The organism is Deinococcus rhizophilus (genome assembly GCF_030271215.1).
GTDB lineage: Bacteria > Deinococcota > Deinococci > Deinococcales > Deinococcaceae > Deinococcus > Deinococcus rhizophilus.
The window spans coordinates 1-19,011 of the sequence record NZ_JASNGB010000041.1 but is presented as its reverse complement, the minus strand read 5'-3'; the positions used below and the strand labels follow the sequence as shown (position 1 = coordinate 19,011).

22 protein-coding genes and 2 pseudogenes are annotated in these 19,011 nt (G+C 71.5%); 3 read left to right on the top strand and 21 right to left on the bottom strand.

Going from position 1 to position 19,011, the window contains the following annotated elements:
• Together tilS and QOL99_RS06695 are read right to left on the bottom strand one after the other, a co-directional pair.
• Positions 1-717: tRNA lysidine(34) synthetase TilS (gene tilS, locus QOL99_RS06700; RefSeq protein ID WP_285522462.1), on the bottom strand; the 717-nt coding region annotated here is incomplete at its 3' end.
• An 11-nt stretch (positions 718-728) separates the two neighbouring features.
• Complete coding sequence (locus tag QOL99_RS06695) at positions 729-899, bottom strand: hypothetical protein (protein WP_285522460.1); 171 nt, start codon at positions 897-899, stop codon at positions 729-731.
• A 35-nt stretch (positions 900-934) separates the two neighbouring features.
• Here QOL99_RS06695 and QOL99_RS06690 point away from each other — a divergent pair, with 35 nt between their 5' ends.
• Positions 935-1,393 (top strand): peroxiredoxin, encoded by a 459-nt coding sequence (locus QOL99_RS06690; RefSeq protein WP_285522458.1) that lies wholly within the window; start codon positions 935-937, stop codon positions 1,391-1,393.
• Here QOL99_RS06690 and QOL99_RS06685 read toward each other — a convergent pair.
• The 5 genes from QOL99_RS06685 to QOL99_RS06665 form a co-directional block, all read right to left on the bottom strand.
• Positions 1,372-1,827, bottom strand: a complete 456-nt coding sequence (locus QOL99_RS06685) for a hypothetical protein (protein WP_285522456.1) — start codon at positions 1,825-1,827, stop codon at positions 1,372-1,374. The two genes, QOL99_RS06690 and QOL99_RS06685, sit on opposite strands and share 22 nt — an antisense overlap.
• Before the next feature lie 148 nt (positions 1,828-1,975).
• Positions 1,976-2,479, bottom strand: coding sequence for a Panacea domain-containing protein (locus QOL99_RS06680; protein ID WP_285522454.1), 504 nt, complete (start codon positions 2,477-2,479; stop codon positions 1,976-1,978).
• A gap of 96 nt (positions 2,480-2,575) precedes the next feature.
• On the bottom strand, positions 2,576-3,946 hold the full coding sequence (locus QOL99_RS06675) for an acetyl ornithine aminotransferase family protein (protein WP_285522452.1): 1,371 nt from the start codon (positions 3,944-3,946) through the stop codon (positions 2,576-2,578).
• Positions 3,943-4,416 carry a GNAT family N-acetyltransferase gene (locus QOL99_RS06670; RefSeq protein ID WP_285522450.1) on the bottom strand — a complete coding sequence of 158 codons (474 nt, stop codon included), beginning with the start codon at positions 4,414-4,416 and terminating at the stop codon, positions 3,943-3,945. The genes QOL99_RS06675 and QOL99_RS06670 overlap by 4 nt, the downstream gene beginning before the upstream one ends.
• 47 nt (positions 4,417-4,463) lie before the next feature.
• Positions 4,464-5,894: a KamA family radical SAM protein gene (locus tag QOL99_RS06665; protein ID WP_285522448.1), complete on the bottom strand. Its 1,431-nt coding sequence runs from the start codon at positions 5,892-5,894 to the stop codon at positions 4,464-4,466.
• 220 nt (positions 5,895-6,114) lie between these two features.
• Between QOL99_RS06665 and QOL99_RS06660 the strand changes: the two genes are divergently transcribed.
• Positions 6,115-6,573 carry an Lrp/AsnC family transcriptional regulator gene (locus tag QOL99_RS06660; protein WP_285522446.1) on the top strand — a complete coding sequence of 153 codons (459 nt, stop codon included), beginning with the start codon at positions 6,115-6,117 and terminating at the stop codon, positions 6,571-6,573.
• Between the two features lie 3 nt (positions 6,574-6,576).
• On the opposite strand, the gene QOL99_RS06655 is transcribed toward QOL99_RS06660, so the two are convergent.
• The 6 genes and pseudogenes from QOL99_RS06655 to QOL99_RS06635 form a co-directional block, all read right to left on the bottom strand.
• Entirely contained in the window at positions 6,577-7,653 is a 1,077-nt protein-coding gene (locus tag QOL99_RS06655) for an aldose epimerase family protein (RefSeq protein ID WP_285522444.1), read from the bottom strand.
• Positions 7,654-7,684: 31 nt separating this feature from the next.
• The gene (gene trpD / locus QOL99_RS06650; RefSeq protein WP_285522463.1) at positions 7,685-8,671 is read right to left on the bottom strand and encodes an anthranilate phosphoribosyltransferase; all 987 of its coding nucleotides are present in this window, start codon (positions 8,669-8,671) and stop codon (positions 7,685-7,687) included.
• Between the two features lie 35 nt (positions 8,672-8,706).
• A complete protein-coding gene (locus tag QOL99_RS06645) occupies positions 8,707-9,330 on the bottom strand; it encodes an anthranilate synthase component II (protein ID WP_285522440.1) in 624 nt (207 codons plus the stop codon).
• 59 nt (positions 9,331-9,389) lie between these two features.
• Positions 9,390-10,439 (bottom strand): annotated as a pseudogene (locus tag QOL99_RS17970) (anthranilate synthase component I family protein); the annotation flags it as partial.
• A 6-nt stretch (positions 10,440-10,445) separates the two neighbouring features.
• Positions 10,446-11,060, bottom strand: a pseudogene (locus QOL99_RS17965) (anthranilate synthase component I); the annotation flags it as partial.
• Positions 11,061-11,294: 234 nt separating this feature from the next.
• A complete protein-coding gene (locus tag QOL99_RS06635; RefSeq protein WP_285522436.1) occupies positions 11,295-12,545 on the bottom strand; it encodes a S41 family peptidase in 1,251 nt (416 codons plus the stop codon).
• Positions 12,546-12,630: 85 nt separating this feature from the next.
• Here QOL99_RS06635 and QOL99_RS06630 point away from each other — a divergent pair, with 85 nt between their 5' ends.
• A complete protein-coding gene (locus QOL99_RS06630) occupies positions 12,631-13,290 on the top strand; it encodes a class I SAM-dependent methyltransferase (protein WP_285522435.1) in 660 nt (219 codons plus the stop codon).
• Positions 13,291-13,295: 5 nt separating this feature from the next.
• Here QOL99_RS06630 and QOL99_RS06625 read toward each other — a convergent pair whose 3' ends face one another.
• The 8 genes from QOL99_RS06625 to QOL99_RS06590 all read right to left on the bottom strand — a co-directional run.
• Positions 13,296-13,553, bottom strand: a complete 258-nt coding sequence (locus QOL99_RS06625) for a hypothetical protein (RefSeq protein ID WP_285522433.1) — start codon at positions 13,551-13,553, stop codon at positions 13,296-13,298.
• On the bottom strand, positions 13,550-15,439 hold the full coding sequence (locus QOL99_RS06620) for a 1,4-alpha-glucan branching enzyme (protein WP_285522430.1): 1,890 nt from the start codon (positions 15,437-15,439) through the stop codon (positions 13,550-13,552). Before QOL99_RS06620 ends, QOL99_RS06625 begins: the two co-directional genes overlap by 4 nt.
• Before the next feature lie 30 nt (positions 15,440-15,469).
• Positions 15,470-15,709 (bottom strand): hypothetical protein, encoded by a 240-nt coding sequence (locus QOL99_RS06615; RefSeq protein ID WP_285522428.1) that lies wholly within the window; start codon positions 15,707-15,709, stop codon positions 15,470-15,472.
• Complete coding sequence (gene hisH, locus QOL99_RS06610) at positions 15,706-16,344, bottom strand: imidazole glycerol phosphate synthase subunit HisH (RefSeq protein WP_285522425.1); 639 nt, start codon at positions 16,342-16,344, stop codon at positions 15,706-15,708. The genes QOL99_RS06615 and hisH overlap by 4 nt, the downstream gene beginning before the upstream one ends.
• Positions 16,341-16,934 carry an imidazoleglycerol-phosphate dehydratase HisB gene (gene hisB, locus QOL99_RS06605; RefSeq protein ID WP_285522423.1) on the bottom strand — a complete coding sequence of 198 codons (594 nt, stop codon included), beginning with the start codon at positions 16,932-16,934 and terminating at the stop codon, positions 16,341-16,343. The genes hisH and hisB overlap by 4 nt, the downstream gene beginning before the upstream one ends.
• Before the next feature lie 61 nt (positions 16,935-16,995).
• Entirely contained in the window at positions 16,996-17,952 is a 957-nt protein-coding gene (gene ftsY, locus QOL99_RS06600; protein WP_285522421.1) for a signal recognition particle-docking protein FtsY, read from the bottom strand.
• 46 nt (positions 17,953-17,998) lie between these two features.
• Positions 17,999-18,259 carry a glutaredoxin family protein gene (locus QOL99_RS06595; RefSeq protein ID WP_285522419.1) on the bottom strand — a complete coding sequence of 87 codons (261 nt, stop codon included), beginning with the start codon at positions 18,257-18,259 and terminating at the stop codon, positions 17,999-18,001.
• Positions 18,256-19,011, bottom strand: a 756-nt coding sequence (locus QOL99_RS06590) for an NHL repeat-containing protein (RefSeq protein ID WP_285522417.1), incomplete at its 5' end; no start/stop codon positions are given. The genes QOL99_RS06595 and QOL99_RS06590, both read right to left, overlap by 4 nt.

Below are 19,011 nucleotides of genomic sequence, written 5' to 3'. Positions count from 1 at the left end.
CGGCTGCCCGGTCCGGGGCGCGTGATCGGTCAGCCGGGCGGCGAGGTTCCGCAGCGCCGCGTCGTCCTCACGGGCGAGGCGGGCGAGGCGGGCCAGGGCGCCCTCCAGACCGGGAAAGCGGGCGGTCAGGAGGGACATGACCTCCGCACGCAGCCACGCCCGCGTCTGGGTGAGGTCCGTGTTGGTGGGGTCCTCGCGCCAGCCTTGCCCCAGCGAGCGCAGGAAGGCCTCCACGTCGGCGCGGGGCAGGTCCAGCCAGGGGCGGTGGACGCGGCCCCGCGCGGGCGAGATGCCGCCCAGCACGGCCTCGCCGCGCAGCAGGTCCATCAGCACCGTCTCGGCCTGGTCGCGGCGGGTGTGCGCGGTCAGGAGGGCGGAGGCCCCCGCTGCCTTCGCGGTCCGCGCCAGGAACCCGTAGCGGACCCGGCGGGCGGCGTCCTCCACGTTCCACCCGCGCCGGGCGGCGACCGCGCCCACCTCCACCCGCGTTCCGTGGAACGGCACCCCCAACCGGTCCGCGAGTTCTTCCACCCAGGCCGCGTCCTGCGCCGACCCTTCCCGCAGGGCGTGGTCCAGATGCGCCGCGACCGGCCGCGCCCCCACCAGCAGCAGCGCCCGCAGCAGCGCCACGCTGTCGGCGCCGCCCGACACGCCCACCACGACCGTCTCTCCCGCGTGGGGCTGAAGCGGACGGCCAAGCAGGGGGGGCAACCTCATCCCTTCCCCGGTCACGTCCCCCCCAGCCGCACCACTCCCGGCGCGGAGGAGTGGGCAGGCGGGCCGCGCCGCTTCTCTGCGGAGGCGGCAGAGTCCGTGCCCTTCAGCGCAAGGACGCGGCCGGGCAGCAGGGCGGAGGCGCTCAACCGCGCGGCGAGGGGGGCGGGTGAGGGGGCGGACACGGGCGCATTGTAGGCGGCCCGGTACAATCGGGGGTATGTCTCCCCGCGTCGGCCAGCCCGCCCCTGACTTCGACACCCGCAGCGACGACGGCCAGCCCGTCCGCCTCGCCGACCTGCGGGGCCGCTGGGTGGTGCTGTACTTCTACCCCCGCGCGAGCACGCCCGGCTGCTCGGTGGAAGCGCAGCGCTTTGAGGCGGCCCTGCCCGAGCTGGAGCGCCTGAACGCCGCCGTGATCGGCGTGAGCACCGACACCGAGGCGCGGCAGGCGAAGTTTCGCGAGAGTTGCGGCCTCTCGTTCCCCCTGATTCCCGACGGCGACCGCGCCCTGTGCCGCGCCTACGGCGTGATGGGCGGCCTCGGCGGGCTGATGGGACTGGCGGGGCGGCAGACGTTCCTGATCGACCCGGACGGCAAGGTCGCCCACCACTGGCGCACGGTGAACCCGGCCAGCCACGCGGCGGACGTGGTGCGCTACCTGCGGCAGACGGCGTAGGCGCGGGGCCAGCGCCCCCGGCTTTCCCGGCCCTCGGGAAGGACCGCCCCGCCCCCGCGCACGGGGTCTTGCGGGTAAAGCCAGCGCAGGAACACCAGAAAGAGGCCGATCACGGTCGCCGTGCTGGTGGTCAGAAAGGCGATGACCACGCCGGGCTCCAGTCGGAAGGGGCGGCCCCCCAGTGTGCCCCAGCCCACCGCCAGGGTCAGCACCACGTCCGCGACCAGCCACGCGGTCGCCAGCGCGAACACGGCGAAACCCGCCCAGCCACGCCACCGCTGCTGCGCCCGGACCTCCCGCAGCGTGAGCGCCTGCCGCTGCCGGACATAATCCTCGTCGGCCCGCTGGCGGCGCTCGGTTTCCAGGCCGCCCTCCACCCGGGCATGAATGGCGCTCAGGGAGGTCAGGGCCTCCTGTGACCCGGGCCCGGTCATGTGTCCGCCCCGCTCATCTGGAGTCCGGGGCCCCCGCTCCAGCCCCGCCGCCGCCTTCCGGTGCCTCTCTTGCCCACCATCGTCCCCTCTCCTGCTGTCCCCGGCCGGGAGTGCCCGTTCCCACCTCACGGGACAGCCGGAGTTCTGCTCAGGCGCTGCGGGCCAGGGCGGTGTAGTACTCGCGGGTGACCTCGTTGGGAATCAGGTCGGTCGCGTGGCCGAACACCTGGGTCCAGGGACTGCCCTCCAGGTGGGTCAGGCGCGAGAGTTCCTCGCCGCTCATCTGGCCGTAGGTGGTCCACACGCTGCGGATCACTTCCAGCGCGGCGGGATCGCCGCTCAGGTCGGGTTCGCCGGGCGAGACGCCCAGCGGCTCCGCGATGGGAGCGCGGCCCCGCCCGCCCCAGTGGTCCCACAGCCGCCGCACGATGGGGCCGTACTGCCAGGCGTGCACCGTGTTGTAGATCAGCGGCCGTCCCAGCAGCGCCAGCGTCCACCCGTGCGCGACAAAGACCAGCTTGTGCAGCTGCATCTGCGTGAGGCTGCGGCCCTCCGCCCGCGCGAGATCGAGAAAAGCGTTCGCCACGACCTCGGCGGCGTAACCGGTTCGCACCGGATCGGCGATCTTCAGCGGTGGGTCCGTCAGGGTCATGGCGGGCGCTCCTTTCTGATGACAGCGTAACACGCGGCCATGAACGCTGGACCGTGGCGACACTCCGTCCACGGTCCAGCCCTGGTCCACCGGGATTTACAGCGCTGCCAGCGTCTCCCGCATGATCGCCAGACCCGTTTCGGCGTCCCCCCGCGTCAGGATCAGCGGCGGGCTGATGCGGATCACGGCCTCGCCGCAGTCGAGGTTGAGCAGGCCCTTCTCGAACATCGCCATGCTGGCGCGGTCGCGCAGGGCCCCGTCGGGCGAGCCGTCCGGCTTGACGAACTCCAGCCCGATAAACAGGCCCTCGCCGCGCACGTCGCCCAGGAAAGGGAACTCCGCCTGCATCTTCCGCAACTCGGCCAGGATGTACGCGCCGACCTCGCGGGCGTTGTCCATCAGGCTCTCGCCGCAGCCCTCATGCTTGACCACGCCTTCGAGCAGGTCGAGCGTGGCGTGCGCCGCCGCCGCCGCGACCGGATTCCCCCCGAAGGTCGAGCCGTGCGAGCCGACCGGCCACGTCATCACGCTTTCCTTCGCCAGCATCGCGCTGATGGGCAGGCCCGAGGCGATCCCCTTGGCCAGCGTCACGATGTCGGGCTGGACATTTCCATACCCCTCGAACTGCTGGAACGAGAACATCCTGCCCGTGCGGCCCATCCCGGCCTGCACCTCGTCGAAAATCAGCATGATGCCGTGCCGGTCGCACAGCGCCCGCAGCCCCGGCAGGAAATCGGCGGGCGGCACGATGTACCCGCCCTCGCCCTGCATCGGCTCGATGATGATGGCGGCGACCTCGTCGGCGGGGATGACGGTGCTGAACAGCAGCTCGATATGGTCGAGCACCGCCTGTCCGCAGGTTTCAGCCGTCGCGCCCAGCGGCGGGCGGAAGGGGTTGGGGTAGGGCACGTGGCTGACACCCGGCAGCAGCGGGCCGAAACCGCGCTTGTACTTCGTCTTGGAGCCCGTCAGCGTGATGGCGCCGTAGGTCCGCCCGTGAAAGCTGCCCAGCGTCGAGATGATGTGCGTGCGCCCGGTGTGGTTGCGGGCCAGCTTGACCGCCGCCTCCACCGCCTCCGCGCCGGAGTTGCCGAGGAAAACGCGCCACTTCTCGCCGGGCTTCTCGATGTGCGCGACCAGCCGTTCCGCGAGGCTGGTGGTGATCTCCTGCGGGTAGTCGGTCAGGCAGACGTGCGAGAACCTGGTGACCTGCTCCTGCACGGCTTTCACCACATGCGGGTGCGCGTGCCCGGTCGTGCTTACGGCGATCCCCGCGAAGAAGTCGAGCATGGTGTTCCCGTCCACGTCGGTGAGCCAGACGCCCTCGCCGTGGTCGGGCACGAAGGGATAGGGCCGCATGTACGAGGTGGAGAGGTGCTGGGCGTCGCGCTCCATGATGGCCTGGGTCTTGGGGCCGGGGAGGGCGGTCTGGAGGAGGGGCTGGCGGGGTTTGGTGGCGGTGGTCATAGGGGGTCTCCTCGGAGTTCGAGCAGGGGGTCGCCGTCGTAATTCTCGCCGCAGAGGGCGAACCCGAGAGATTCGTAGAGGGAGCGGGCGGGGCCGTTGCTGGGGTTGTGCGCGATCACGATTCGGTGTTGGCCGGGCCAATCGCGCAATTCCCGGATGGCCCGCAAGGTGGCTTCCCGGCCATAGCCCCGGCGTTGGTGCGGCGCGTCGATCACCATGTGGATGATTTCCAGCGAATCCGGGACCGCTTCGGTCAAAGCCTCGTCGGCGTAGTGCTGCCCGTAGGCGATGAACCCGAGCGGCTCGCTCGCGCCGGCTTCGTAGATCAGCCGCGCTTCCACGCCGGGCACGGTGCGGCTGTTGGCCAGCCAGTAGGTGTTGTAGTGCACCCAGTACTGCGCCTCGTCGCCGGCGAAGATTCGGGCGACGTGGGCTTCGTTCTCAGGGGTAATGGGCTGAAAGGTCAACATGAATGGAGTCTCGGGCGCGGTGGGCGCAGCCGCATGGGCCAGGTGGCTCAGTCCCCGCTCACCGGCTGCGGCACCTGCACCATCCCGTCCGGCGCCGTATCCGTCACCGCGCCCGCGCCGCCGATGCCGTGCGCCGCCCACTTGTCCTCACGGCTGTTCAGGCGGTGCATGGTCGCGCCGGGGCGATTGCGGCTCTCGCTGAATTCCTTGGGCTCGATGGAGATGCGCTCTCCTTCCATCAGGCCGTAGATGCCGCTCTGGCCGGGTTCCTTGCGCTGCCACTCCTCGGGCACCATCATGTCGGGGCCGGTGTAGTCGGTCGGCTCGGAGTAGGCGGCGATGTAGCCCTCGAAGTTGCGGAGAATCAGCTTGTCGGGCGAGTGCGAGAGCACGTAGTTGGGCGCGACCGGAATCTTGCCGCCGCCGCCGGGCGCGTCCACGACGTAGGTCGGGATCGAGTAGCCCGACGTGTGCCCGCGCAGGCTCTCCATGATCTCCAGGCCCTTGCTGACGGTGGTCCGCAGGTGCCCGGCCCCGTGGACGAGGTCGCACTGGTAGATGTAGTAGGGCCGCACCCGGATCTTGACGAGTTCGCGCAGGAGTTTCTGCATGATGACCGGGTGGTCGTTGATGCCGCGCAGCAGCACGCTCTGGTTGCCCAGCGGCACGCCCGCGCGGGTGAGGCGGTCGCAGGCCTCGGCCACTTCCGGGGTGATCTCGCGCGGGTGGTTGACGTGGATGTTCATCCACACGGGGTGGTTCTCGGTGAGCACGTCGCACAGTTCCTGGGTCACGCGCATGGGCATGAACACGGGCACGCGGGTGCCGATGCGGATGATCTCGATGTGCTCGATCTTGCGGAGCTCAGAGAGCAGGCGGCCCAGCACCTTCGGAGCGAGAGTGAGCGGATCGCCGCCCGAGAGCAGCACGTCGCGCACCTGGGGCGTGTTCCGCAGGTAGTTCAGTTGCGCCTCGTACTCGGCGGGGTTGAAGGTCTCGCTGGGGTCGCCCACGATGCGCGAGCGGGTGCAGTAGCGGCAGTAGCTCGCGCACTGGGTGGTCACCAGCATGAGCACCCGGTCGGGGTAGCGGTGGACCAGGCCCGGCACCGGGCTGTGCTTGTCCTCCGCGAGCGAGTCTTCCATCATCGAGGTGAAGGGCTCGAGTTCGTGGTGGGTGGGGATCACCTGACGCCGCACCGGGCAGGTGGGGTCCTCGGGGTCCATCAGCGAGGCGAAATACGGCGTGATGTCCAGCCGGAAGATGCCCTCGGCGCTGGCACCCGCCCGCTCGGAGGGCGTCAGGCGGATGACTTCTTCGAGTTCATCCACCGAATTGATGCGGTTCTTGAGCTGCCATTTCCAGTCGTACCACTGCTCGTCAGGCACGCCTTGCCACTTGGGGGCGCGGTGGTTGCGGGGCAGCATCTGCTGGGACCGGACGGTGGCCTGGGGGTGCAGGGTGGCGGGGGTGGGCATGGGGCCTCCTGGGGCAAGAGAAACGTGAGGGTTGTCTCTCAAAGTCTGACGCCCCCTCAGCCGCTTTGGAAGGCGCGTCGCACGTCCCGGCCCGGTCCCACCCGGCACACCAAACTGACAAACGCCATGCCCGACCTTTCAAACGTTAAGATGGCCTCATGAAGACCCTCGCCTTCCCTGGCCGCCGTTCCCTGCCCTGGTGCTTTCCCGGAGGCCGGGCGTGAGGGCACACGGGTCCCTGGACGCGCTGGACCACCGCATTCTGGAGGCGCTCCAGACCGACTCGCGGCTGAGCATGCGTGAGCTCGGTCGCCGGGTGGGCCTCTCGGCGCCCGCCGTGACCGAGCGGGTGCGGCGGCTGGAAGACGCGGGTGTGATCCTGGGCTACGGGGTGCGGGTGGCGACCAAACCGCTGGGCCGCGCGATCACCGCCTTTATCGGCGTGCAGGACTCGGGCCGCAACGACCCCACGCTGGTGCGCTGGGCCAGGAAGCACGACGGCGTGCTGGAGTGCCACTCGGTGACGGGCGACAACTCCTGCATCCTCAAGGTGGCCGTGCCCGACGTGGCCGCGCTGGAGGGGCTGCTGGGCGAACTGATCGCGATGGGCTTTACCTGCGCGACCTCCATCGTGCTGAGCACCCCGCTGGAGGGCAAGGTGCTGCTGCCGCCCGCCTGAGCCTTATTCGGCGGAGAAGCTGTATACCGTCCGCGACATGAAGCGTTCGCCGGGGCGCAGCACCGTGGAGGGAAAATCGGGCTGGTTGGGCGAATCCGGGAAGTGCTGGGTTTCCAGACAGACCGCCCAGCGGTGGCCGTAGCGCTGGCCGCCCTTGCCGACGAGCGAACCGTCCAGAAAGTTGCCGCTGTAAACCTGCATTCCAGGTTGGTCGGTGTGGACCGTGAGCCGCCGCCCGCTGACCGGGTCGTGCAGGAGGGCCGCCGGGCCCCCTCCCCCGCGCAGCACGAAATTGTGGTCGTAGCCCCCGGTGAAACGCAGCCCCTCGTCGCCCATGTCCACCCGTGCGCCGATGGGCTGGGCCGTGCGAAAGTCGAACGGCGTCCCCGCCACCGCCCGGCGCTCCCCGGTGGGAATCAGCGTCTGGTCTACCGGGGTGAAGTGGTCGGCCGCCAGGGTCAGCCTGTGCCCGAGGATGTCGCGCCGGGCATCCCCCGACAGGTTCCAGTAGCTGTGGTTGGTGAGGTTCAGGACCGTGGGCGCGTCGGTCGTCGCCGCGTAGTCGATCTGGAGGGCGCCCTCGGGCCGCAGGGTGTAGGTCACCCGGACGGTGAGGATGCCGGGATAGCCCTCCTCGCCGTCGGGACTCACGCGGGCGAAGACGACCTGGGGACCCTCCGGCCCCACCGACGCCTCGCCCTGCCACAGCCGCTGGTCGAAGCCGCGCTCGCCGCCGTGCAGGGCGTTGGGGCCGTTGTTGCGGGCGAGCCTGTAGTTCTGGCCGTCCAGGGTGAAACGGCCCCCGGCGATGCGGTTGCCATAGCGCCCGATCAGCGCCCCGAAAAAGGAGGCGGTGGCCCGGTCGAAATACGGCTCCGGCGTGCCGTACCCCAGCACGATGTCGCCGAGGTTCCCGTCGCGGTCGGGAGTCAGCAGGCGCACGAGGACGCCGCCGTGATCCGTCAGGCTGGCCTGAATGCCGTTCGGCAGGCTCAGGGTGAACAGGGTGACGGCCTCACCCTGGGGAGTGCGGCCCCACCCGCGTTCCTCCACGCTTCCGACCGGCTGAGGCTGCGGCATGGCCCCAGGGTGCCACACCGCCTGCCCTCCCCTACCGCCGCGTGTGGGCCGCGTACCGCTGGAGGAGGTCCCAGGCCGCGCCGCTCGCCATGACCTCGCGGGCCTGACCCACACCGCCGCGCAGGGAAGCGACCTGCCCGGCCGTGTGCAGCGCCGCGCCCACGTTCAGCGCCACGATGTCGCGCTGGGCGGGGGTGCCGCCGCCCGTGAGCAGGGCACGGGTGATCCCGGCGTTCTCGGCGGGGCTGCCCCCCACGATGGCGGCGCGGGGATGCTCCTCCAGCCCTGTCTCGGCACCCGAGACGATGCTGCCCTCCACGTCGCCGTCCCGCAACTCCGAGACCGTGTTGGGGCCGCAGACGGTGAACTCGTCGAGGCCGTCGCCGTAGACCACGGTGGCCCCCTTCGCGCCCAGCAGCCGCAGCACCTCGGCCAGCGTGCGGGTCAGCTCCGGGCGGTAGACCCCCACGACGAGGTGGGTGGCCCCGGCGGGGTTGGAGAGCGGCCCCAGGATGTTGAAGACGGTGCGGGCGGCAAGTTCGGCGCGGACCGGCGCGGCGTGCCGCAGGGCGGGGTGGTAGTTGCGGGCGAACATGAAGCCGATGCCCAGGCGCCCAATCCCGTCCGCGACGACCTCCGGCGGGGCGTCGAGGTTGACCCCCAGGGCTTCGAGCACGTCCGCACTCCCGGCCCGGCTGCTCGCGGCGCGGTTGCCGTGCTTGGCGACGGGCACCCCGGCGGCGGCCACCACGAAGGCGGTCGTCGTGCTGATGTTGAAGGTGTGGGCACCGTCACCGCCCGTGCCCACCACGTCCAGCAGCACGTCGCGCGGCTCGACCTGCACATGCACGGCGCTCTCGCGCATCGCCTGCGCGAAGCCCGCGATCTCCTGCGGCGTCTCGCCGCGCACGCGCAGGGCCGCCAGCGCCGCCGCGAGGCGCACCCCGCTGACGCTCCCCTCCATCACCTCGCGCATGAAGGCGGCGGCCTCGGACTGCGAGAGCGCCTCGCCGTTCATCAGGCGCAGGTGCAGGGTGCGGGCGTCGGCGGCGGTCACGCGCCCACCCCAGCCCCGGCCCGGTGCTCGCGGACCAGGGTCAGGAAGTTGGCGAGCAGGGCCATCCCGCCCTCGGTGGCGACAGACTCGGGGTGAAACTGCACCCCGTAGACCGGGTAGTCGCGGTGGCGCAGGGCCATCAGCACCTCCTCCCCCGGGTCCTGGGTCCAGGCGACGGGCACGAGTTCAGGGGGCAGGTCACGGACCACCAGCGAATGGTAGCGGGTGACGGGCACGCCGCCCGGCAGCCCGGCAAAGAGCCCGGTGCCGTCATGCCGCAGCGGACTGGTCTTGCCGTGGACGGGCCGCGCCGCCCGCGTCACCCGCGCCCCGAACGCCTCCCCGATGCTCTGGTGCCCCAGACACACGCCCAGCGTGGGCACCTGCGGCCCCAGCTCGCGAATGACGGCCACGCTCTGCCCGGCCTCGCGCGGGGTGCAAGGGCCGGGGGACACGACGACGGCATCCGGGGCGAGTTCGCGCACGTCGTCGAGCGTGAAGGCGTCGTTGCGCCAGACGGTGACCTCGGCGCCCAGCTCGCCGAAGTACTGGACGAGGTTGTAGGTGAAGGAGTCGTAGTTGTCGATCAGGAGGATGGTCAGGGGGTCGTTCAGGGTCATGGGCAGGTCTCCTGGGAGGAAGGGAAGGGAGGCAGGCGTGGAAGGAGGCTGGAAATGCGTCACAACCCCCCCGCTGCCAGCTCGGCCGCCCGCATCAGCGCCGCCGCCTTGCCCCGCGTCTCGGCCTCCTCGCTCGCGGGGTCGCTGTCCGCCACCACTCCGGCCCCGGCCTGGATGTGGACCCGGCCGCCCGCGATCACCATCGTCCGCAGGGTGAGGGCCATATCGAGGCTGCCGTCGAGGGCGATATAGCCGAAGGCCCCGCCATACGGCCCCCGGCGTACGGGTTCCAGCTCGTCGATGATCTCCATCGCGCGAATCTTGGGGGCGCCCGACACCGTGCCCATCGGCAGCACGGAGGCCAGCGCGTGCAGCGGCGTCTGCCCGTCCGCCAGTTCCCCCGTCACGGTCGAGACGATGTGCATGACGTGGCTGTAGCGCTCGACCGAGAAGGCGCCTTGCACCCGCACGGTGCCGAAGCGGCTCACCCGCCCCAGGTCGTTGCGCCCCAGGTCCACCAGCATCAGGTGCTCGGCCCGCTCCTTCTCGTCGGCGAGAAGTTCGGCGGCCAGGAGCTCGTCCTGTTCGGGCGTGGCCCCCCGGCGGCGCGTCCCGGCGATGGGCCGGGTGACGAGCGCGTGCCCGTCCGAGCGCAGCAGGCTCTCCGGGCTGGAGGCGACCAGCGTCACCTCCCCCAGCGCGAGGTAGCCGAGGTAGGGGCTGGGATTGACCCGCCGCAGGGCGCGGTACAGGGCGAAGGGGTGCAACCCTCCCAGGTCCGCGCTGAAGCGTTGCGACGGCACGACCTGAAAGATGTCCCCGGCGCGGATGTACTCCAGCGCCCGCTCCACCGCGTCCATGAAGCCTTCCGGGGTGAAGTTGCTGGTGAAGGTCGGGGCGGGGGCCGGGCCCTGGCCGGGCACCTCGGGGAGGGGGCCGCGCAGCCGGGCGGCGAGGTCCCCCACCACCGCGTCGGCGTCGGCCTGGGCCTCGGCGGTCGCCACCACCATGAGGCGGTGGCGCAGATGGTCGAAGATCACCATGCCGCGCGGCGCGACGAAGAGGGCGTCGGGCACGTTCAGCTCGTCGGGGTTGGCGTCGGGCAGGCGCTNGCCTTCCGGGGTGAAGTTGCTGGTGAAGGTCGGGGCGGGGGCCGGGCCCTGGCCGGGCACCTCGGGGAGGGGGCCGCGCAGCCGGGCGGCGAGGTCCCCCACCACCGCGTCGGCGTCGGCCTGGGCCTCGGCGGTCGCCACCACCATGAGGCGGTGGCGCAGATGGTCGAAGATCACCATGCCGCGCGGCGCGACGAAGAGGGCGTCGGGCACGTTCAGCTCGTCGGGGTTGGCGTCGGGCAGGCGCTCGTAGGCCCGCACGAGGTCGTAGGCCACGTACCCCACCGCGCCGCCGATCAAGGCGGGCAGGCCGTCCGGCAGCGGCGCGGGCCGGGTCGCCGCCGCGTACAGCCGGGCGAGGGGATCGGCTTCCGGGCCGTCGAAGCTGCCGAACACCCCCGAACCCGTCACCCGCCCGTCCCGATACGTGAAGCGCCCCGCCTCTCCCACCCCGATGAACGAGTAGCGGCCCAGCCGCTCGCCCGCCTCCACGCTCTCCAGCAGAAAGCTGACCGTCTCCCCCCGGGCGGCCTTGAGATACGCGGTGACGGGCGTGTCGAGGTCGGCGTTGAGTTCCTGCACGGCGACGGCGAGGGGCCTGGAATGGGTCTGGGTCATGGGGCTCCTGGGGACAACAGAGGCAACGGAAAAGCGCCCGGTGGGGTGTCCACCTGGGCGCGTCGGGGTGCGGAGAAAACGGCGCGTCAGACCCAGGCGAAGCTGGGCCACCACCACGCACCGGAGGGAGTCATGCGGCGAAGATAGCGCCCGGCCCGGCCCTCAGCGCGGGGAGGCATGTAGACAACTGCGGCCCTGTCACTCTTCAGCGGCCTGGACATCAGGAGGCTCCACTCACCTGCGCCGGACCACCCGCAGCGCCTCTTGCAGGGCGGTGTCCGTCTCCTCCTGGTCGGCCACGGTGGGCTCGGTCACGTCGGGCTGCACCCGTTCCGGCAGCCTCACCCGTCCGTCCAGCGTCGGCCGACCGGAGGAAAGACTTATCACCCCACCCCCCGGAACGTCGTAGGACTTCACGACACTCGTCATGACCCCTCCCGTCGGGCTGCCCACCACGGTCCCCCCGGCCCGCTGCCCGAAGTACGCCAGCACCTCGCCGCAGGAAAAGGTCTGGGACGTGACCAGCAGGGCCAGCGGCCCCTTCCAGCGCACCGGGGTCTGCTGGCGGGCCTTCTGCGCCGACGCGCTGGTGCGCCACTCGTAGACGGCCTGCCCACTGCGGCCGATGCCCACGACGTTCACGGCCTCTCCGGCCAGTGAGTACGCCGCCCCCAGGCACTCGTCGGCCAGACCGCCGGGATTCCAGCGCAGGTCCACGACCAGCCCGGCTGCGCCCTGCTGAACGGCGCGGGTCACCAGCCTGCCGAACGCGGCGCCCGTCCCCACCGCAAAGTTCGGCACGCTGATCACCGCGACCCGGTCTTCCCAGCGCAGGCTGGGCTGGCCCCAGGCAGGCCAGGACGCCGGGGTGACCGTGAGGGCCCGGACCGCGCCCCCCCGCCGCACCCGGAGCACGAAGGGCTTCCCGGCCTCCTCCGCCGCCTCCAGAAAGGACGAGCGCAGCCCCACGTCGTCCAGATCGTCCCGGCCACCCACGTTCAGCACCAGGTCACCGGGCCGCACCCCCGCACGCTCGGCCGGGCTGCCGTGGTCCACATGAACCACCCGCAACACGCCCGGCCGCATCAACTGGGTCAGCAGGCCGCTCCAGACATAGGTCGGCACGGTGGGAGCCTGGGTGCGGTTCAGGGGAGGCGCGTCCCAGCGCACGGAGGTGTGCCGGTCGCCCAGGGTGGACAGCACCGTGTCCACCGCCGCCCGCCCCAGCGGCACCGGGCAGGGGGAAGCGGCTGCGGCCGTGCAGCGTGAGGTCAGAAGCTGACGCTGCGCGGTGAGCAGACCGTCGACCTCGCCCATCCCCGGCCCGGCGTAGTGGGTCCGCAGGAGCCGGGCCGCGCCGTCAAACACGGTCAGGGCGTCGGCGGGAGGAGGAGGCCCACCCGCCCCCCCAGCACCGCCCAGACCGCCGAATGCTGCCGTGACCAGGGCCAGCATCCGGCCCACCGACTGCCCTCTTGTCCGCATCACGTCAGGATACGGGAGGCGGCCGCGCCGGGTGTCCTGTGCCCCCGCTTGCCGTCTGCCGGGCGGCAGGATGCCAGGCTGGACCATGCCCGACCACCCCGAATCCGAGACCCCCCGCCCCGAACTGCCGCCCGGGGCCTTTCGCCGGGTGGACGAGACGCCCGACGAGCGCTTCTACGCCCAGCCCCGCTTTGTCACCCATATCGACGACGCGGCGATTGCTGCCGTGACCCAGCTGTACCGCGAGTATTTCCCGCCCGGCGACCACCTCCTCGACCTGATGAGTTCCTGGGTGAGCCACCTTCCACCCGAGGTCGAGTACGCGGGCGTGACCGGGCTGGGCCTAAACCGCGCCGAACTGGAGCGCAATCCCCGCCTGAACCGGCGGGTGGTGCAGAACCTGAACACCGACCCCCATCTCCCCTTTGAGACGGCGAGCTTCGACGGCTGCGGGATTTGCGTCTCGATCGACTACCTCACCGACCCGGTCACTGTGCTGCGCGAGGTCGGGCGGGTGCTGAAGCCGGGAGCGCCCCTCGTGATCACCTTTTCCAACCGCTGCTTTCCGACGAAGGCCGTCGCGGTCTGGCACGCGCTGGACGACGCCGGGCACGTCGCGCTGGTGGAGGACCTGCTGCGGATGGCGGGGAACTTCCGGGACATCGTGGGGCTGGACCGCAGCCCCCGGCCGGGGCGCCCCGACCCGCTCTACGCGGTGGTGGGGCGGGCGGTTCACGGAGGCTAGCCGCTTTACCCCCGGTTCGCCGCCACCCACAGCAGCAACCCGATCAGCAGCACGTCGAAGGCCCACGCCGCCGGGCGCTTGAGTTCGGGCCGTTGCTGCGCCCGCAGAATCTGCACCACCAGCCGCGCCACGAGCAGCCCCACCACCAGATACGGACTCGGCAGCGGCCCGCCCAGCAGCGGCAGCAGCAGCAGCACGGCCACCCCGACGAGCAGCAGCAAGCTCAGGGCGGTCAGGAGGTCGGGGCGCCCTGGGCCAGTCATGCGGGGTCCGGCTCCAGCACGAGGACACTGAGCGGCGGTAGGTTCAGCCGCAGGTGGTGCGTCTGCCCGTGCCAGCCCTCCTCCCGCGCGGTCAGGTCAGGCTGCTGGGTGCCGAAGCCGCCGAACTCGCCGTCGTCGGTGGAGAGCACCATGCGGTACTCGCCACCCTGGGGCACGCCCACCGGGTACAGGTCGCGGTAGACGGGCGTGAGGTTGGCAACCACTAGGCTCCAGGCCGATCCGTGCGGGTCGCGGCGGATATAGGCGTACACGCTGGCCTCCGCATCGTCGGCGCTGACCCACAGCATCCCCTCGTCGAGCATGTCCCCGGCGTGCAGGTCGGGCCGCCCCACGTACAGGGCGTTGAGCCGCCGCACCAGCTCCAGCACGCCCCGGTGGTCGGGGTGCTCGGCGAGGTGCCAGGGCAGCGACATGTCATGGTTCCACTCGGTGGGCTGCGCGAATTCCTGGCCCATGAACAGCAGCTTCTTGCCGGGGGTGGTCCACATCAGCGCCAGGAACGCCCGGTAGCCCGCCCGCTGCGCGTACCAGTCGCCGGGCATCTTCATCACCAGCGATTTCTTGAGATGCACCACCTCGTCGTGGCTGATCGCCAGCACGAACTTCTCGGAGGTGCGGTAGACATTGAAAAAGGTCAGCTTGTGGTGGTGGTGCCTGCGCCACAGCGGGTCCTGCTCGAAGTAGAACAGGCTGTCGTTCATCCAGCCCATCGCCCACTTGTAGTCGAAGCCCAGCCCGAAGGGGGTCGGGGCCGTCACGCCGGGAAAGGACGTGCTCTCCTCCGCGACCATCATCGCGCCGGGGGCCATGTGATGCACGACCTCGTTCAGCCGCCTCAGAAAGGCGACCGCCTCCAGATTCTCGCGCCCGCCGTGGATGTTGGGCACCCACTCGGTGCGCGAGAAGTCGAGGTACAGCATGGAGGCCACCGCGTCCACCCGCAGACCGTCCACGTGGAAGTCCTGGAGCCACTTGAGGGCCGAGCCGATCAGGAACATCACGACCTCGTGGCGGCCATAGTCGAAGATGTAGGTGTTCCAGTCGTGGTGAAAGCCCTTGCGGGGATCGGCGTACTCGTACAGCGGGGCGCCGTCGAAGCGGGCGAGGCCCGACTCGTCGGTGGGGAAGTGGCCGGGCACCCAGTCGAGCAGGACGCCGACGCCGCGCCCATGCAGGTGGTTGACGAGGTACGCGAAGTCGTCGGGCGTCCCCAGGCGGCTGGTCGGGGCGTAGTAGCCGGTGACCTGATAGCCCCACGAGCCGTCGAAGGGATGCTCCATCACGCCCAGCAGCTCGACGTGGGTGTACCCCAGCCACGTCACGTGGTCGGCCAGCCGGTGCGCCAGCTCACGGTAGTTCAGGAACCCGCCGTCCTCGCGCCGCGCCCAGGACCCGACATGCGCCTCGTAGATGCTGACCGGGCGGTCGTAGCCCACCTCCCGCGCGGCCATCCAGTCGCCGTCGGTCCACTCGAAGGCGGGCTGCCAGACCACGCTGGCGGTGTCGGGGCGCCGCTCCATGTGCAGGCCGTAGGGGTCGGACTTGTCCACCGTGCGCCCGTCTGCGCCCGTCACCCGGAACTTGTAGCGCTGCCCCGCCGAGGCCCCCGGCACGAATGCGCCCCAGAAGCCGAAGTCCAGCCGCCGCATCGGATGGTCAAGCCCGTTCCAGCCGTTGAAATCGCCCACCACGCTGACATGCCCGGCATTCGGCGCCCACACCGCGAACCGCACGCCGTCCACCCCGCCCTCCCGCACCGGATGGGCGCCCAGCAGGTGGTCGGGCCGCACGAGGTCGGCGGTGACCAGCTTGTGCAGGTGCTCGTGGTCGAGGGGAAGGGGCAGGCGGGGGGCGGGGGAACTCATGCGGGCGAGTGTAGCGGGTGGGGCCGGGGCTCAGAGAGGGCCGGGCGACAGGACCCTCTGCCGCGCCTCTGCCAGACACCCGGCGTAGTCGGGAGCCAGGACGTCCACGAGGCTCTTTTCGAGCTGGGCTTCCAGGCCCCACAGCACGCGTTCCTCGGCGGAATGGGCGAAGGTCAGCCCCCCGGCTCCGTCCTCGCGGACGAGCCACTCGAACAGGACGAGGGCTTCCTCTGGGGTCAGGGAGAGCCGCACACCCTGCTCCGGCTTCACTTCCCCTCGCCCTCCAGCACATACCGCCGGAACCGCTCCAGGATCGCCAGCCCCACCGCGCCGCTCTTTTCCGGGTGGAACTGGGTGGCGTGCAGGTTCCCGGCGCTGAAGGCCGACCAGAAGGGCACCCCGTACTCGGTCAAGGCGCCTGCGTCCACCTCCACGTCGAGGGGCACGTAGTAGGAGTGGACGAAGTAGGCGTAGGCGGGACAGGCCAGATTCCGCAGCAGGGGCGAGTCGCCTACCTTGTCGAGGCTGTTCCAGCCCATCTGCGGGACCTTCTGGCTGGGCGCGGCCTCGAAGCGGCGCACGGTACCGGGCACGAGGTCCAGGCCAGGCAAGCCGGGCGCCTCCTCCGACTCCGAGAGCAGCATCTGCATCCCCACGCAGATGCCCAGCAGCGGCACGCCGCCCCGCGCCGCGTCGGTGACGGGGCCGTGGAAGCCGTGGCGGTCGAAGGCCTCCATCACCTGCCGGAAGTGGCCCTGGCCGGGGACCACCAGCGCGGGAGCGTGCGGCACGTCGGCGGGGTCGCCGGAGACGCGGACCGTCATCCCGGCGCGTTCCAGGGCGCGGGCGGCGGAGCGGACATTGCCCGCGCCGTAGTCGAGGAGAAGGACTTCGGGGGTGCTCACAGGACTCCTTTGGTGGAGGCGAGGTCGCCCGAGGTCACCCGCACCGCGTCGCGCAGCGCCCGCGCCAGCGCCTTCATGACCGCCTCGATGACGTGATGGGCCTCGCGGCCCGCGAGCAGCCGGACATGCAGGGTCACGCCGCCGTGGTTGCAAAAGCCCCGCAGGAACTCGCGCAGGTGGTAGTGGGTCATCCCGCCCGCCGTGCCCCACACATCCAGCGTCTCGGGCTCGAAGGCGAGGTGTGCCCGGCCCGAGAGGTCCACGACCACGTGCGCGAGCGTCTCGTCCATCGGCACGAAGGCCGACCCATAGCGCTCGATCCCCCGGCGGTCGCCCAGCGCCTGCGTCAGCGCCTGCCCCAGCGTGATCCCGGTGTCCTCGATCAGGTGGTGGGGCTCGACGTGCAGGTCGCCCTGGCCCCCCACGCTCAGGCCCAGCCGCGAGTGCCGCGCCAGCGCGTCGAGCATGTGGTCGAAGAAGGGGTGCCCGGTCGCGGGGGCGTCGTAGGCGGGCGAGTCGAGATTCAGCGTGACCGTCAGGTCGGTCTCCCCCGTCGTGCGGGTCACGGCAGCGGTGCGGTGGGCGGGCATAGGCGGCCATGCTACGGCGCGGGGCCGGGGGCGAAGGGGGGGGCGGGATAGAGGAGCGGGGTCAGTCCCGGGGCACGTCCACGTCCAGCAGTGCCCGCACGAACTCGCGGGGGTCGAAGGGCTGGAGGTCGTGCGCCCCCTCCCCCACCCCGATGAACTTGATGGGCACGCCCAGTTCCCGGACGATGGGAATCAGGATGCCGCCCTTGGCCGTGCCGTCGAGCTTGGTCACGATCACCCCGGTGAGGGGCGTGGCCTCGTGGAACTTCTTGGCCTGCGCGAGCCCGTTTTGCCCGGTCACCGCGTCCAGCACCAACCACACGTCGGCGGGTTCGCCGGGGTCGGCCTTGTCGACGACGCGGCGGACCTTTTTCAGCTCCTCCATCAGGTTGTGCTTGGTGTGCAGGCGTCCGGCGGTGTCCACGAACAGCAGGTCGGTGCCCCGCGCGGCGCGGGCGGCAGCGGCGTCATAGGCGACGGCGGCGGGGTCCCCGCCCTCCGGCCCCCCCACGACCGGGATGCCCAGCCGCTCGCCCCACACGCCGAGCTGCGCTCCCGCCGCCGCGCGGAAGGTGTCCCCGGCGGCGAACATCACGCTGCGGCCCCGCCCGAGGTAGTACTCGCCCAGCTTGGCGATGGTGGTGGTCTTGCCCACCCCGTTCACGCCGATCACCATGACCACGTGCCCGCGCGGGTCCACCACCGTGCGGCGGGCGTCGGGCGTGAAGCCGAGTTGCCGGAACTGGGCGCGGCGCAGGTCGGGTTCGAGTTGCAGGGTCAGCGCCTCCATCAGCGCGTCTTGCAGGTTGGACTTGTGGCTCGCGCGGATGTCCGCGAGGATCTCCTCGGTGGCGGCGCGGCCCACGTCGGCGGCGATCAGGGCGTATTCAAGGTCCTCGATGGAATCCAGACGGGTGGTCAGGGTCTCGCGGAGGTCGGTGCCGAGGTCCCCGGCGGTGTCGTTGATCTGCTGCCGGGTCTTGCTCAGGCCCTGGCGCAGGCGGTCTAGCCAACTCATGCGGGCATGGTAGCGCGGGGTCGGCGCGGCGCACGGGGAGCCGTCGTCAGGAATCCGCCCCGGCCTCCCGCAGCAGCCGCAGCTTGAGCTCGCCGAGGCGGGCGCGGCTCAGCACCCCTTTCAGCAGCACGCGCTCCCCGGCCGCGAGCACGGGCACGTCGTCGCCGTGGCGGGCCCGTAAGGCGGGATCGCGGTCCACGTCCACCGGGTCGTAGCGGAAGTCGAGGAGGCGCAACCGTTCCTCGGCCTGCTCGCACAGGTGGCAGCCCCGGCGGGTGTAGAGGGTCAGCGGCGGCAGTCGGCTCATGCCGGGTTCTCCCCCTGGGGGCGGGGCAGCAGGGTCAGCGCGAGGACCGGGGTGTACATGTCGCGGGTGGAGAGCAGGTCGCCCGCCGCGCTGAAGGTCCGCAGCATCTGCCCGCCCTGCCGCACGGCGTAGAGCTGCCCCTCCGGGCCGGGCTGCAGCAGCCACGGGGCGGCGGCGGGTTCGCCCACCAGCCCGTCGAGGGCAAAGGCGCCGCCCGGGGTGCCGCCGGGGTCGATGCGCCGGACCTTGCGGGCCACCCCGTCCACGATATAGACGGTGCCGTCGGGGCCCGCCGCCAGTCCTTCCAGCTCGCGCAGGGCCTCCGAGCCCCGGTCGAGGCGGAAGGCGTAGCGGCCCCGGTACTCGCCCGCAGGCGAGAAGCGGCCCACCTCGCGCCGCCCGGGGTCCAGCACCAGAACCTCGCCGCCCGGGGTCGCGGCCACCGTGCGCGGGGTCTCGAAGGAACCCGGCCCGCTGCCGCGCCCGCCGAAGGCCCCCCGGAAGTCGCCCGCCGGACCGTAGACGTTGACCCGCAGCGCCTCGCCGTCGAGGACGTACAGCTGCCCCCCCGCCCAGGCGAGGCTGACCGGATCGAGCAGTTCGCCCTCGCCCAGGCCGTAGCGCCCGAAACTCCGCAGCTCGCTGCCGTCGGGGGCCAACTGCCGGATCAGCCCGGCCGTCCCCGCCCGGCCATAGTCGAGGACGGCGGCGTAGAGGTGCCCGGTGTCGTCGGCGGCGAGCGCACGCGGCGC

Excerpts from the sequence above, each read along its gene's own strand:
- QOL99_RS06645 (WP_285522440.1), bottom strand. The coding sequence starts at position 9,330 with ATGACCCTGAACGACCCCCTGACCATCCTCCTGATCGACAACTACGAC.
- QOL99_RS06655 (WP_285522444.1), bottom strand. The coding sequence starts at position 7,653 with ATGCCGCAGCCTCAGCCGGTCGGAAGCGTGGAGGAACGCGGGTGGGGC.
- QOL99_RS06630 (WP_285522435.1), top strand. The coding sequence starts at position 12,631 with ATGCCCGACCACCCCGAATCCGAGACCCCCCGCCCCGAACTGCCGCCC.
- ftsY (WP_285522421.1), bottom strand. The coding sequence starts at position 17,952 with ATGAGTTGGCTAGACCGCCTGCGCCAGGGCCTGAGCAAGACCCGGCAG.
- hisB (WP_285522423.1), bottom strand. The coding sequence starts at position 16,934 with ATGCCCGCCCACCGCACCGCTGCCGTGACCCGCACGACGGGGGAGACC.
- QOL99_RS06665 (WP_285522448.1), bottom strand. The coding sequence starts at position 5,894 with ATGCCCACCCCCGCCACCCTGCACCCCCAGGCCACCGTCCGGTCCCAG.
- QOL99_RS06690 (WP_285522458.1), top strand. The coding sequence starts at position 935 with ATGTCTCCCCGCGTCGGCCAGCCCGCCCCTGACTTCGACACCCGCAGC.
- QOL99_RS06625 (WP_285522433.1), bottom strand. The coding sequence starts at position 13,553 with ATGACTGGCCCAGGGCGCCCCGACCTCCTGACCGCCCTGAGCTTGCTG.
- QOL99_RS06675 (WP_285522452.1), bottom strand. The coding sequence starts at position 3,946 with ATGACCACCGCCACCAAACCCCGCCAGCCCCTCCTCCAGACCGCCCTC.
- QOL99_RS06670 (WP_285522450.1), bottom strand. The coding sequence starts at position 4,416 with ATGTTGACCTTTCAGCCCATTACCCCTGAGAACGAAGCCCACGTCGCC.
- QOL99_RS06685 (WP_285522456.1), bottom strand. The coding sequence starts at position 1,827 with ATGACCGGGCCCGGGTCACAGGAGGCCCTGACCTCCCTGAGCGCCATT.
- QOL99_RS06635 (WP_285522436.1), bottom strand. The coding sequence starts at position 12,545 with ATGCGGACAAGAGGGCAGTCGGTGGGCCGGATGCTGGCCCTGGTCACG.
- trpD (WP_285522463.1), bottom strand. The coding sequence starts at position 8,671 with ATGAACGGCGAGGCGCTCTCGCAGTCCGAGGCCGCCGCCTTCATGCGC.
- QOL99_RS06595 (WP_285522419.1), bottom strand. The coding sequence starts at position 18,259 with ATGAGCCGACTGCCGCCGCTGACCCTCTACACCCGCCGGGGCTGCCAC.
- QOL99_RS06620 (WP_285522430.1), bottom strand. The coding sequence starts at position 15,439 with ATGAGTTCCCCCGCCCCCCGCCTGCCCCTTCCCCTCGACCACGAGCAC.
- QOL99_RS06680 (WP_285522454.1), bottom strand. The coding sequence starts at position 2,479 with ATGACCCTGACGGACCCACCGCTGAAGATCGCCGATCCGGTGCGAACC.